Origin of the sequence: Streptomyces sp. S3(2020) (genome assembly GCF_013044505.1) — a bacterium.
Lineage (GTDB): Bacteria > Actinomycetota > Actinomycetes > Streptomycetales > Streptomycetaceae > Streptomyces.
Map to the genome: position 1 here is coordinate 19,155 of NZ_JABERD010000110.1, position 12,793 is coordinate 31,947.

12 protein-coding genes and 1 pseudogene are annotated in these 12,793 nt (G+C 73.5%); 6 read left to right on the forward strand and 7 right to left on the reverse strand.

Translation table 11 applies throughout. The annotated features are described in order from the left end of the window. Positions 1-16 precede the first annotated feature (16 nt). Positions 17-1,213, forward strand: a complete 1,197-nt coding sequence (locus tag HLK59_RS29645; protein ID WP_171144611.1) for a helix-turn-helix domain-containing protein — start codon at positions 17-19, stop codon at positions 1,211-1,213. Here HLK59_RS29645 and HLK59_RS29650 read toward each other — a convergent pair whose 3' ends face one another. After that, complete coding sequence (locus HLK59_RS29650) at positions 1,214-2,332, reverse strand: glycerate kinase (RefSeq protein ID WP_171144625.1); 1,119 nt, start codon at positions 2,330-2,332, stop codon at positions 1,214-1,216. A 191-nt stretch (positions 2,333-2,523) separates the two neighbouring features. On the opposite strand from HLK59_RS29650, the gene HLK59_RS29655 reads away from it, so the two are divergent. Together HLK59_RS29655 and HLK59_RS29660 are read left to right on the forward strand one after the other, a co-directional pair. After that, complete coding sequence (locus HLK59_RS29655) at positions 2,524-3,594, forward strand: ADP-ribosylglycohydrolase family protein (protein WP_171144612.1); 1,071 nt, start codon at positions 2,524-2,526, stop codon at positions 3,592-3,594. Between the two features lie 105 nt (positions 3,595-3,699). Then, positions 3,700-4,188, forward strand: coding sequence for an NUDIX hydrolase (locus HLK59_RS29660; protein ID WP_171144613.1), 489 nt, complete (start codon positions 3,700-3,702; stop codon positions 4,186-4,188). 21 nt (positions 4,189-4,209) lie between these two features. Here the strand turns inward: HLK59_RS29660 and HLK59_RS29665 are convergent, their stop codons facing one another. Together HLK59_RS29665 and HLK59_RS29670 are read right to left on the reverse strand one after the other, a co-directional pair. Further along, complete coding sequence (locus tag HLK59_RS29665; RefSeq protein ID WP_171144614.1) at positions 4,210-5,355, reverse strand: DUF6596 domain-containing protein; 1,146 nt, start codon at positions 5,353-5,355, stop codon at positions 4,210-4,212. After that, positions 5,355-5,768, reverse strand: a complete 414-nt coding sequence (locus tag HLK59_RS29670; protein ID WP_171144615.1) for a YciI family protein — start codon at positions 5,766-5,768, stop codon at positions 5,355-5,357. The genes HLK59_RS29665 and HLK59_RS29670 overlap by 1 nt, the downstream gene beginning before the upstream one ends. A 221-nt stretch (positions 5,769-5,989) precedes the next feature. Here HLK59_RS29670 and HLK59_RS29675 point away from each other — a divergent pair, with 221 nt between their 5' ends. The 3 genes from HLK59_RS29675 to HLK59_RS29685 are packed head-to-tail and all read left to right on the forward strand — an operon-like array spanning position 5,990 to position 8,436. Further along, the gene (locus HLK59_RS29675) at positions 5,990-7,357 is read left to right on the forward strand and encodes a S8 family serine peptidase (protein ID WP_171144616.1); all 1,368 of its coding nucleotides are present in this window, start codon (positions 5,990-5,992) and stop codon (positions 7,355-7,357) included. Between the two features lie 7 nt (positions 7,358-7,364). Beyond that, positions 7,365-7,655, forward strand: coding sequence for a hypothetical protein (locus HLK59_RS29680; protein WP_171144617.1), 291 nt, complete (start codon positions 7,365-7,367; stop codon positions 7,653-7,655). 46 nt (positions 7,656-7,701) lie between these two features. Further along, positions 7,702-8,436, forward strand: a complete 735-nt coding sequence (locus HLK59_RS29685; protein WP_171144618.1) for a Sir2 family NAD-dependent protein deacetylase — start codon at positions 7,702-7,704, stop codon at positions 8,434-8,436. 9 nt (positions 8,437-8,445) lie between these two features. Here HLK59_RS29685 and HLK59_RS29690 read toward each other — a convergent pair whose 3' ends face one another. The 4 genes and pseudogenes from HLK59_RS29690 to HLK59_RS29710 all read right to left on the reverse strand — a co-directional run bounded on the left by HLK59_RS29690 (position 8,446) and on the right by HLK59_RS29710 (position 12,646). After that, entirely contained in the window at positions 8,446-8,937 is a 492-nt protein-coding gene (locus HLK59_RS29690; RefSeq protein ID WP_171144619.1) for a methylated-DNA--[protein]-cysteine S-methyltransferase, read from the reverse strand. Between the two features lie 9 nt (positions 8,938-8,946). Next, positions 8,947-10,428, reverse strand: a complete 1,482-nt coding sequence (locus HLK59_RS29695) for an AlkA N-terminal domain-containing protein (RefSeq protein ID WP_171144626.1) — start codon at positions 10,426-10,428, stop codon at positions 8,947-8,949. A 67-nt stretch (positions 10,429-10,495) separates the two neighbouring features. Further along, positions 10,496-10,708: pseudogene (locus tag HLK59_RS29700) on the reverse strand (heavy metal translocating P-type ATPase); the annotation flags it as partial. A gap of 195 nt (positions 10,709-10,903) precedes the next feature. Continuing rightward, positions 10,904-12,646 (reverse strand): SpoIIE family protein phosphatase, encoded by a 1,743-nt coding sequence (locus HLK59_RS29710; RefSeq protein ID WP_171144620.1) that lies wholly within the window; start codon positions 12,644-12,646, stop codon positions 10,904-10,906. Positions 12,647-12,793: the final 147 nt, after the last annotated feature.

Consider the following 12,793-nt stretch of genomic DNA (forward strand, 5'->3'; position numbering starts at 1 on the left):
GTGGCATCCTCCGGTCATGGGAGGGCGACGGCCACGCACCGGTCATGACTGGAAGCTGCTCGCGGAGTCCTGCACGGCTCTGCTGGAACGGGTGCCCGAGCTCGTCGACGAGCACCTACGGCAACTCACCGAGCACTCCCCCGTGTACGGGCGGGTGCTCCCGCACGACACGCAGTGGCGGGAGGCGGAGGAGGCGTTCCGGATCGGCATCGAGACGCTCTCCGCGCCCCGGGACTCGCCGCGCCGCGATCTGGAGTACGCGGAGGACGCGGGCCGGCGCCGGGCCCAGCAGGGGCTGCCGCTGGATCTGCTGGTGCACGCCTATCGCAACGCCGGCTATCTGGTGTGGGACGCGCTGGTGGAGGGCGCGGCCGGGCGGGAGCCGGAGCGGCTGGCGGCGCTGATGCGGTCGACGACGATGGTGTGGTCGGCGGTGGACGCGCAGGCCCAGGCGGCGTCGGAGGCGTACCGGGCGACGGAGGCGGAGCTGCGGCGGCGGACCGACGAGCAGTTGCAGGCGCTGCTCGACGCCCTCCTGGAAGGGCAGGCGTCGCCGGGGCTCGCGGCGCGGGCGGCGGCGGGCCTCGATCTGCCGGAGCACGGGCCGTACGCGGTGGTGGTGCTGCGGACCGAGCGGCGGGACGGCGGTGTGCGGCCCTTGCAGGGGGCCGGGTTCCGGTTCATCTGGCGGATGCGGGCGGACTGCGAGGTCGCGGTCGTCGCGCTCACCCCGGGCCAGGGCCTGGACGGGGTGGCCCGGGCGCTCGACGGGCGGTGCTCGGGGCCCGGCGGGATCAGTCCGGTGGTGCCGGGGCTGGCCGAGCTGGGGCGGGCCCGGCGGCTCGCGGAACTGGCGCTGCGGACGTGTCCGCCGGACGCGACCGGGGTCGTACGGCTGGATCAGCGGATGCCGACGGCGCTGGTGGTGAGCCAGCCGGAGCTCGCCGACCGGCTGGTGTCGGACGTGTTCGGCGAGCTGCTGGCGCTGGAGCCCGCCGACCGGGCCGTGCTCCTTGAGACCCTCGACGTCTGGCTGACGTGCGAGGGCTCCGCGGGGCGGGCCGCGGGACGGCTGTACTGCCATCGCAACACGGTCTTCAACCGCTTACGGCGACTGGAACAGCTGACGTCCCGGTCGCTGGCCCGGCCCCGGGACCTGATCGAGATGACGCTGGCGCTGGACGCGTACCGGCTCTCGGGTGCCCGGAGGTGATCAGGTCAGGAAGTCCCGGCCGATCTGCTCCGCCACCCGTTCCAGGATCGGTCCCGCCTCCGCGATGCACTTCGCCACGTCGGGCTCGACCTCGGTGAGCGGGTACGCCCGCCGGATGCCGGCCCGGCCGAGGGCCTCCGGGGGCAGGGCCAGGCGGCCGCAGACCGCGACGACCTCCTTGTCCGCGGCGCGGGCCGCGGCGGCGACGCCCGCGGGGGCCTTGCCGTGCAGGGTCTGCTCGTCGAGGGAGCCCTCGCCGGTGATGACCAGGGTGGCCTTCGCCAGCGCGGGAGCGAAGCCGAGGACGTCGAGCATGACCTCGATGCCGGCACGGAACCGGGCGCCGACCAGCAGGGCGCCGTAGCCGATGCCGCCCGCGGCACCCGCACCGGGCGAGGCCGCGTACGCGGCGGCCTTGGCGCCGAGAGCCTCCTCCAGCACGCGCGCGTAGTGGGCGAGGGCCTCGTCGAGGGCCTCCACGTCGTCCGGGGAGGCGCCCTTCTGCGGGCCGTAGACCGCGGGCGCGCCCTTGGGGCCGGTCAGGGGGTTGTCGACGTCGCTGGCGAGGACCAGTTCGACGTCGGCCAGGCGCGGGTCCAGGTCCGACAGGTCGGCCGTGGCGAGGTCGGCGAGACCGCCGCCGCCCGGGGCGACCGGTTCGCCGTCCTGGTCGAGGAAGCGGGCGCCGAGCGCGGTCAGCATCCCGGCGCCGCCGTCCGTGGTGGCGCTGCCGCCGACGCCGAAGACGATCGTGCGGGCGCCCGCGTCGAGCGCGGCCCGCAGCAGCTCGCCGGAGCCGTACGTGGAGGCCGTGAGCGGGGCGAAGACGCCCTTGGGGAGGCGCTGGAGGCCGCTGGCCTCCGCCATCTCCACCACGGCGGTGTCGCCGCGCAGCGCGAAGGCGGCCGTCACCTCCTGGCCGAGGGGTCCGGCGGCCTTGATCTCGTGCCGCTCGAAGCCGGCCGCGACCGCCGCGTCCACGGTGCCGTCGCCGCCGTCGGCCACGGGCAGCGCCTCGACGTCGAGCTCCGGCACGACCCGGCGCAGCCCGGCCGTCACCCGCTCGGCGACCTGCACGGCCGTCAGCGACCCTTTGAACTTGTCCGCGGCGATGAGCACCCTCTGGGCGCTGTTGCCTGCAGCGTTCGCCACCTTGCATTCCCCTTGCTCTCCGGGCCTCACGCATGTCAGGCCAGTCGCGCCGCTGCGACCATAACCGGAGGTGCCCCTCGCCGTCATGCCCCGCCCGGACCCTGAGAAGCCGCTGCGACCCCACTGTGCGGGAACCCGAAATCAGGTAAACCGGACCTATGACCCCTGTGGGCACCGCACCAGAGCTCGCCGACCGCGTCCTCGGGGGCTGGCTGGGCCGGATCGCCGGCAACATGCTCGGCAAGCCGGTCGAGCAGGGCGACCTGTGGACGCGGGACCGGATCGACCGTTATCTGCGGCAGGCCGCCGCGCTGCCGCTGACCGACTACCTGCCCGAGCCGCCCAGCGAGAGCGACGGCTTCGAGCTGCGCCCCGAGTGGCGCCAGTGCGTGCGCGGCCGGATCCACGGCAGCTGCCGTGACGACGACGTGGACTACGCCATCCTCGGCCTGGACCTGCTGGAGACCCACGGCTTCGCCTTCAGCACCGAGCAGGTCGGGGACCTGTGGCTGCTCAGGCTGCCGTACTCGCAGACGTTCACCGCGGAGCGGGCCGCCTACCGCAACCTCGCCAACGGGCTGAAACCGCCGCTGACGGCGACGTACGACAACCCCTACCAGGAGTGGATCGGCGCGCTGATCCGCGCCGACATCTACGGCTGGACCTGCCCCGGTGTCCCGCGCCGCGCGGCCTCGCTGGCCCGTCGCGACGCGGTGCTGTCGCACACCGGCAACGGGGTGTACGGCGCGATGTGGGCGGCCGCGCTGGTCTCGGCGGCGTTCACCGCGCCGACCGTGCGCGAGGCCCTGGACCAGGCGCTGACCGTGGTCCCGGGGAGCAGTCGGCTGGCCCGGACCGTGCGCCGGGTGATCTCCCTCCACGACACCCGGATGACCTGGGAGGACACCCTCAGCACGGTGGCCGAGGAGACGTCCGGGATGGGCTGGATCCACACCGTCCCGAACGCCGCGGTGCTCACCGCCGGACTCCTGTACGGCGACGGCGACTTCACCCGTACCGTCACGCTGACGGTCCGCGGCGGACTGGACACCGACTCCAACGGGGCGACCGCCGGGTCGGTGGCCGGGGTGCTGAGCGGCGCCGAGGCGATTCCGGCGCAGTGGAAGGAGCCGCTGGAGGACACGGTGCGCAGCGCGGTGTTCGGCTTCGACGGGGTACGGATCAGTGAACTGGCCGAGCGCACCCTGCGGTTGGTGGCGGCCGAGTGACCTCGGCCGCGCGGCGCACGGGAGGCGTGCCGCCGTCCCCGGGGACCCGCGGGAGCCGTTCGGTGCGCTCTCCCCGCGCCGGGACGGCCTGGTTACCCTTCGTGGATGACCGCTGCTGACTTCGCCACGTACATCGCGGGTCTCCCCCGCGTCCTCGCCGGTGCCGCCGCCCTCTTCCGGGACGCGGCGGGCCGGGTGCTGCTCGTGGAGCCCAACTACCGTGACGGCTGGGCGCTTCCGGGCGGCACCGTCGAGTCCGACGACGGCGAGACCCCGCGTCAGGGCGCGCGCCGGGAGACCGCGGAGGAGATCGGTCTGGACCGGGAGCCCGGCCGGCTGCTCGCGGTGGACTGGGTGCACGGGACGGGACGGCCGCCGCTGGTGGCGTACCTCTACGACGGCGGGGTGCTCGGCGAGGACGACTTCAAGGCGATCCGGCTCCAGGAGGAGGAGCTGCTGTCCTGGCGGCTCGTCCCGCGCGAGGAGCTGGCCGAGTATCTGCCGGGTGCCCTGGGCCGCCGGGTGCTGGCCGCGCTGGACGTGCTGGCGGGCGGCGCGGGGACGGCCGAGCTGGAGAACGGGCACCGGGTCTGACCGGGGTGAGACGCCGTCCCGTCAGTGCCGCGGACGGGCGTTGAGCCGGGCGGCCTGACGCGTCAGATGGTCGCGTTCGGCGAGGTCGGTGGCCTTGTGGGCGGCCTCGGCGTACAGCCGTGCCGCCGTCACCGGGTCACCGTCCCGCTCGTGGAGGTAGGCGGCCACCGCGGTGTAGCGGGGCAGGGAGCCGTCCAGTGCGGCGAGCGCCGCCAGGCCGGCGCGCGGTCCGTCGGCCTCCCCGACGGCGACCGCGCGGTTGAGCCGGACGACCGGGCTGTCGGTCAGCCGGACGAGTTCGTCGTACCACTCGACGATCTGCACCCAGTCGGTCTCCCCGGCGGTGGGCGCGTCCGCGTGGAGGGCCGCGACGGCGGCCTGGGCCTGGAACTCGCCCAGCCGGTCGCGGGCCAGGGCCCGCTGGAGGATCTCGACGCCCTCGGCGATCGCCCCGGTGTCCCAGCGGCCACGGTCCTGCTCGGCGAGGGGTACGAGGCTGCCGTCGGGCGCGGTCCGGGCGGCACGGCGGGCGTGGTGGAGCAGCATGAGGGCGAGCAGCCCCGCCACCTCGGGGTGGTCGATGGCGACGGCGAGCTGCCGGGTGAGCCGGATGGCCTCGGCGGCGAGGTCGACGTCACCGGAGTAGCCCTCGTTGAAGACCAGGTAGAGGACGCGCAGCACGGTGGCGACGTCGCCGTGCCGGTCGAGCCGTACGCCGGAGACGGTGCGCTTGGCGCGGCTGATGCGCTGCGCCATGGTCGCCTCGGGCACCAGGTAGGCCTGGGCGATCTGGCGGGTGGTCAGGCCGCCGACCGCGCGCAGGGTCAGCGCGACCGCGGACGACGGGGTCAGCGAGGGGTGGGCGCACAGGAAGTAGAGCTGGAGCGTGTCGTCCGCCGCGGGCGCGGGTCCGGGCTCCGGCTCCTCGTCGAGGCGGTCCTCACGGCGGCGGCGCGCGGTGTCCGCGCGGGTGGCGTCGAGGAACTTGCGCCAGGCCACGGTGACCAGCCAGCCCTTCGCGTCCCGCGGAGGGTCGGCCGGCCAAGCGCGGACCGCCTCGACGAGCGCGTCCTGCACGGCGTCCTCGGCCGCCGCGAAGTCTGCTCCGCGGCGGACGAGGACGGCGAGCACGCCCGGCGTGAGGCTCCTCAGCAGGGCCTCGTCCATCAATGACAGTCCGCGGTGGTGGACGGCGCGGACAGGAACGGGCGCAGTTCGAGCCACTCGTGGATCGGCTTCCCGCCCGCCCCGGGAGCGGCGGACAGCTCCCCGGCCAGTTCGACGGCACGCTCGTAGGTGTCGACGTCGATCACCATCCAGCCGGCGATGACGTCCTTGGTCTCGGCGAAGGGACCGTCGGTGACCGGCGGGCGGCCCTCGCCGTCGTAGCGGACCCACGCGCCCTCGGGGGCGAGTGCCTGGCCGTCGACGAACTCGCCGGTCTTCTCCAGCCGGTCCGCGAAGTCCCGCATGTACTGCACGTGCGCCGAGATCTCCTCCGGCGTCCACTGGTCCATGGGGACGTCGTTCACCGCGGCCGGGGCTCCGCGGTAGTGCTTCAGGAGCAGGTACTTGGCCATGGTGGTTCTCCTCGGTACTGGTGCGGCCCATTGTGGTCGCGTTCACCCCTGGGACGGAGCGGGTCGGGGGTTCTCGACATCACCGTCCAAGATTTTTCCAGCTACGCCCATGAGCGTATGGACCCCCTCCAAGGACCCCAATAGCTTGCAATTCTCGCCTTATCCGCAGGTAACGCCGGTGGGCCGTTTCCAGGCCGCCGGATTCAATCACAGGGGGAAACATGCGGGTAATCGTTCAGGTGCGGCCAGAACGTGATGTCGTTCAAGCCGTCGTGGATCCGTCCGTCAGCACACCGCCCGCCGACGACGTCGTCGGCTCGATCCCCGGGGTCGCGGTGGACCCCGACTTCGCACCGGTCCCGGTGCCGCAGCCCAGGCCGGCCTTCTCCGACGGCGATCCGCTGTCGCTGGACCAGCCGCTCACCTTCTCGCTGGCACCGGAGGACGCGAGCGTCCTGGTGCGCGGCGAGATCCAGGACCGCGACGGCGCGAGCCGTCTGGCGCTGCTCGGCGCCGCGCGGCCGGACATCGTCGGGGTCTCCTCCGACCCGGCCGTCGAGACCATGCCCACCTGCGGCGGGACCCCGCCGGTCGGCGACTGGCACGACGTGCAGCGGGCCGTCACCGACGCCCTGCTCAGCGAGGGACTCGACGGCAGCGGTGTCCCGCTCGCCATCGTCGACACCGGGATCAACGTCGCACACCTCGGGCAGGTCCTGGGCTCGCCCGTGACGGTCGACGCCGCGCGCAGCTGGAAGCCGCCGGGGGTCACCGGGAACTTCGGCCAGTTCCCCGTGCACCACGGCACGATGTGCGCCTTCGACTCGCTGATCGTCGCCCGGAAGGTCTCCCTCCTCGACATTCCCGTGCTGCTCTCGCAGCGGCAGGGCGCCACCGTGATGGAGGGCCTGCTCTCCGACGCGATCTCCGCCTTCGCCCATCTGTGGTCGCTCCTGGAGCAGATGCCGCGCGAGCGGCGGAAACTGGTCGTCAGCAACAGCTGGGGCTCCTTCAAGCCGAGCTGGGACTTCCCGCCGGGGCACCCGGGCAACTACTCCGACAACCGCGCGCACCCGTTCAACCTCATCCTGGCCGCGCTGGAACAGTCCGGCGCCGACATCCTGTTCGCCGCGGGCAACTGCGGCACCGACTGTCCGGACGGCCGCTGCGGATTCCCCAACCGGCCCATCAACGGGGCGAACTCGCACCCCAAGGTGCTGTCCGTGGCCGGTGTGGACACCCGCGACGCCCGGGTCGGCTACTCGTCCCAGGGGCCCGGCCGGCTCGCCGTGCGCAAGCCCGACATCGCCACATACACGCACTTCAGCGGCTCCAAGGCGTTCGGCCAGAACAGCCCCGACTCGGGGACGTCGGCCGCCTGCCCGGTCGCCGCGGGGGTCGTCGCCGCACTGCGCAGCCGGCTGTCGGTGAAGGACCTGTCACCGTCCCTGATGCGTACGCTGCTGCGCCGCACCGCGCACGACGCGGGCGGTATGGGATACGACTTCGACTACGGGTACGGCATCATCAACACCCCGTCGATCGTCGACGCCCTGCGCCGCATCACCAAGACGCACGCCCGCCTGTAGGAGACCCATGGCTCACCGGAGCCCCACCGTCCTCATCACCGTGACGCTCCCCCCGGGGGCGTCACTGGAGGACGCCCAGCGCCGTCTCGGCCTCGCCGACGACGAGGTCGACACGGCGTACGGCCTGGTCCCCGTCGACCCGGCCCACGGCACCTGCGCACTCCTGGTGACCGAGGAGGCCGCGTCCCGGATCCAGGGGACGGCCGGGGCGAAGGGCTCCTACCGAGGGCCGTACGCGAACCCGAAGATCGAGCCGTTCGGTCCGGTGCAGCCGTACGACGACGAGGACGACGGCTGACATAACCGCTCGCTCCCGCCGGCCCCGCCGATCTACCCTCGGCCCCATGAACAGGCCCCTCGTCGCCCTTCTCACCGGCGCCGGTATCTCCACCGACTCCGGGATCCCCGACTACCGCGGCCCTCAGGGGCTGTGGCGCAAGGACCCCGAGGCCGAGAAGCTCGTGACGTACGAGTACTACATGGGCGATCCGGAGATCCGGCGCCGCTCGTGGCGGATGCGGCGCGAGAACCGCACGCTGCGGGCCGAGCCGAACGCCGCGCATCTCGCCGTGGCCGAACTGGAGCGGGCCGGGGTGCCGGTGCGGGTCATCACGCAGAACGTGGACGGGCTGCACCAGCTCGCCGGGATGCCGGCCCGCAAGGTACTCGAACTGCACGGCTCCGCACGGAGTTTCGTGTGTACGAAGTGTCATGCGCGCGGCCCCATGGAGGACGCCCTCGCCCGGGTGGAGGCCGGCGAGGACGATCCGGCGTGCCGGGAGTGCGGCGGCATCCTCAAGTCCGCGACCGTGATGTTCGGCGAACGGCTCGACCCGGTGGTGCTCGGCGAGGCGGTCTCGATCACCAAGGCGTGCCAGGTGTTCATCGCCGTCGGCAGCAGTCTCCAGGTCCAGCCCGCCGCCGGTCTCGCGGGCGTGGCCGCCGACCACGGGGCGCGGCTGGTCATCGTCAACGCCGAGCCGACGCCCTACGACGAACGCGCCGACGAGGTGGTGCGGGAGCCGATCGGGAGCGCCCTGCCGGAGCTGCTGCGGCGGCTCCGGGAGGAGGGGGCTTAGTCCGAGGTCTCAGAACAGTGCCGCTCCGCGCTCGAAGTCCAGCAGCCGCTGCTTGCGTTCGAGGCCGCCGCCGTAGCCCGTGAGGCTGCCGTCGGAGCCGACGACGCGGTGGCAGGGGACGATGATGCCGATCGGGTTCTTGCCGTTGGCGAGGCCGACCGCCCGGGAGGCGCCGGGGTTGCCGAGGGCGTCGGCGAGGTCGCCGTAGGTGCGGGTCTCGCCGTGGGGGATGCGGAGCAGCTGCTGCCAGACGCTGCGCTGGAACGAGGTGCCGTCCAGGTGGAGTTCGAGGGTGAACTCCTTCAACTCCCCGGCGAAATAGGCCGCCAGCTGGTCGGCCGGTTCGCCGAAGGGGCGGTCGTCGCGTTCGCCGAAGTCCTCCTGGGGCGGGCGGTGGCGCTGGTCGGTCATGTAGAGGCCGCTGAGGGTGCCGCCCGTGGCGACCAGGGTCAGCGGGCCGTACGGGCTGACGATCACGGTGTGCTGCTTCGCTGAACTCACGGAACGTCCTTATACCGGGAGGAAGTTGATCGGGTGGCTGTCGGTCGCCCACAGGTACTGGACCGCGTACGCCCGCCAGGGCCGCCAGACCGCCGCCCGCGCGGTCAGCGCGGCCGGGGTCGAGGGGAGGCCCAACTCCTGGGCGGCCTTGCGGATACCGAGGTCGGTGGGGAGGAAGGCGTCGGGGTCGCCGAGCGCGCGCATCGCGATGACGTCGACGGTCCAGGGACCGAAGCCGGGCAGGGCGAGGAGGCGGGCGCGGGTCTGGGTCCAGTCACCCTCCACACCCAGGTTGAGTGAACCGTCGGCGAGTTGGGCGACGAGGGTGGTGAAGGTGGCCCGGCGGGTGCGGGGCATCGCCAGCGACTCCGGGTCGAGGGCGGCGAGCGCCTCGGGGGACGGGAAGAGGTGGGTCAGGCCGCCCTCGGGGTCGTTCAGCGGCTCCCCGTGCGCGGTCACCAGACGGGCCGCGTGGGTCCGGGCCGCCGCCGTGGACACCTGCTGCCCGAGGACCGCCCGTACGGCGAACTCCGCCTCGTCCACCGTCCTCGGCACCCGCCGCCCCGGAGCCTTGTCGACCAGCGGCGCCAGCACCGGGTCCGTGCGCAACTGGTCGTCGATCGCGACCGGATCGGCGTCCAGGTCGAGCATGCGCCGGCAGCGGCTGATGGCGACGGTCAGGTCGCGCAGGTCGCTGAGGGTGAGGCGGCAGGCGATGTGGTCGGGGTTCGGGGCGAGGGTCACGATGCCGTGGCCGTACGGCAGTCGGAGCGTGCGCCGGTACGCGCCGTCCCGCCACTCCTCCACCCCCGGTACGGCGGTCGCCGCGAGGTGGCCGAAGAGGTTGTCGGGGTTGAGGGGGGCGCGGAACGGCAGCCGCAGGGTGAGGGCGCCCGGGGTGCCCGGGCTGCTCGTGGTGTCGCCCTTCTTCGGTGCGCGGGTGCGCAGTTCGCTCGGGGAGAGGGCGAAGACCTCGCGCACGGTGTCGTTGAAGGTGCGGATGGAGGAGAAGCCGGCGGCGAAGGCGATCTCCGCCATCGGCAGCGGTGTCGTCTCGATCAACAGCCTTGCCGTCTGGGCGCGTTGGGCCCTGGCGAGGGCGAGCGGGCCCGCGCCGAGCTCGGCGAGCAGCTGGCGTTCGATCTGCCGGGTGCTGTAGCCGAGCCGGGAGGCCAGCCCGGGCACGCCCTCGCGGTCGACGATGCCGTCGGCGATCAGCCGCATCGCCCGGGCGACCAGGTCCGCGCGCTGGTTCCACTCCGGGGAGCCGGGGCTGGTGTCCGGGCGGCAGCGCTTGCACGCCCGGAAGCCGGCCTGCTGGCAGGCGGCCGCGCTCGGATAGAACGTCATGTTCTCCGCCTTGGGCGGCACCACCGGACAGCTCGGCCGGCAGTAGATCCGGGTCGTCAGGACCGCTGTGAAGAACCACCCGTCGAACCGGGCGTCCTTGGACTGGACGGCGCGCACGCAGCGCTCGGTGTCGGTGTGCATCCCCTTCTGCATACGACCAGCATGGTGCAGTCACCGGGCACTGGCTGGCGAGAATCCGACATCGCCCTCACGCTCCCTGCGCCGCCCCGGATCGCCACGCCGACTCGCGCGGCAGCCGCGGCCCGTTCAGCCCGACCAGCACGGTCGAACCCTCGTGACCTGCCACGCCGAGCGGCAGGGGGAGATGAGCGACGGGGTCCCACGCGACGAGCACGGTGATGCACGTCCCCGCGATGACGAGATTCTGCAGCACCAGCCGGCGGGCGGCCCGAAACAGCCGTCAGGTCGGACCCTGGCGGGCCGTTACTCGTCGCGGGGGTGGCCGCGGCGGCGACGCTGACCTACGGCTACGGGACTCCGGCGCTGCTGCTGGTGTGCGGGCCCGCGGTGGCCGTGGTGGTGGAGGTACGACGACGGGCGGGCGCCGGACGCGGCTGACGACCCCGCCGATACGGGCACTCCGCGCGCGGCCCGCTCACCCGCCCCGCGTCCGGGCCGCCAGCAGGGCGATGTCGTCGCGCGCCGACCCGGTCGCGGCGTGCGCCAGGATCCCGTCGAGGATCTCGTCCAGGCCTCCGCCGGGCTGGAGGCGCAGTTCCGTCAGCCGGCGCAGGGAGACGTCGATGTCCTCGCCCCGGCGTTCCACGAGGCCGTCGGTGTACAGGAGCAGCACCCCGCCGGGGACGCCCGGGCGGACGACCGTCTCGTAGCCGCCCATGCCGGTGCCGAGGGGTGGGCCGGCCGGGAGCGGGACCAGTTCCACGCGGCCGTCGGGCAGGATCCGCAGGGGTGGCAGGTGGCCGGCGTTGGCGTAGCTGACCGTGTCGGTGGCCGGGTCGCCCAGGGCGAGCAGACAGGTGGCGACGCGGTCGAAGCCGGACCCGGCGACCATGCGGTCGGCGGCGGTGAGCATCTCGTGCAGGGGCAGTCCGGAGGAGGCGAGGGCGCGCAGCATGGAGCGGTAGTGGCTCATGGCGACGGCGGCCTCGACGCCGTGGCCCATGACATCGCCGATGACCAGCAGGTTGCGGCCGTGCGGAAGGGCCAGCGAGTCGTACCAGTCGCCGCCCACGACCGCGCTGTCGTCGGCCGGGAGGTAGCGGGAGGCGGTCTCCAGGTCCGGGTGCGGCTGGGTCGGCTCGCTGAGCAGGGCCCGCTGGAGCTCCAGGGCCATGGTGTGCTCGCGGGTGTAGCGCTGGGCGCGTTCCATGGCGTGGGAGGCGCGGCCCGCGAGTTCCTGCGCCACCACGGCGTCCTCGGCGGTGAAGGCGGGTGAGGAGCCCGCCCGGACCATGGCGAGGACGCCCACGCTGCGGGAGTCGGTCCGCAGCGGCACGACCAGCGTGGAGTGGATCCCGGCGGCGCGGTAGCGCTCCAGCCGCTCCGCGTAGGGTCCCCTGGGCCGGACCCGGGTCGGCATGCTCGTCACGAAGGGCCGTCCGCGTTCCAGACAGCGGCGCATGGGGGACGTCGGCCCGTGGTCGTTCACGTCGTCCGGGCCCGCCAGTCCGCCGAGCCGCGCCGCGAGCTCCGGCCGGGCGCTCACGGCGGCCCGCCGCATCCGCATCACCCCGGCCGAGGGGACGCGCGGGGAGCGCACCGGCTCGTTCTCCACGACCAGTTCGATCGACGCGCCGTCCGAGAGATCGCGTACGACGAAGTCGACGAGTTCCTGGCAGGTGGTCTCCAGGTCCAGGGTGGTGCCGATCCGCAGGGTGGCCGCGTGCAGCATGGCCATCCGGCCGTGGGCCCGTTCGAGCTCGTTGAGATAGCGGCGCGGCTCGGTGACCTCCACGCCGATGGCCACGAGTCCGACGACCTCGCCGCGCCCGTTCTGGAGCCGGTGGTACGTGCTGTGCCACTCCCGGGGTCTGCGGGACGTCCCGGTGCCCATGTCCCCGGCGATGAGGACATCGCGCGGCCGGCCGTCGCGCAGCACCGCGCGCGGCACTTCCTCCGGCCGCTCCACCCCCGGTATGACCTCGGCGAGGGTCCGTCCCAGCTGCTCCTCCGCCGGTACGCCGACGATCCGGGCCATGTGGGGGTTGACGTACACATAGCGCAGCAGGGTGTCGAGGACCGCCACGGCCGCCGCACCGCCCTCCACGATCTCCCGCAGCACGCGGTACTCACGCCCCAGCTCCGCGGTCGCGCCTGCCAGGAGCGTCTCGACGTCCTCGGACAGCAGGGTCCGTGGGACGGGGAAGTCCGACCCCACAGGAACCTCCCGTTCTCCGGGGCAGGGGTTCCATGATCCGGCGGCCGCGGCCGAGGTGCACGCGGACACGCTCCGGCCGCCGGATCATGGAACCCCTGCCCCGGAGAACGGGAGGTTCCTGTGGGGTCGGACTTCCCCGTCCCACGG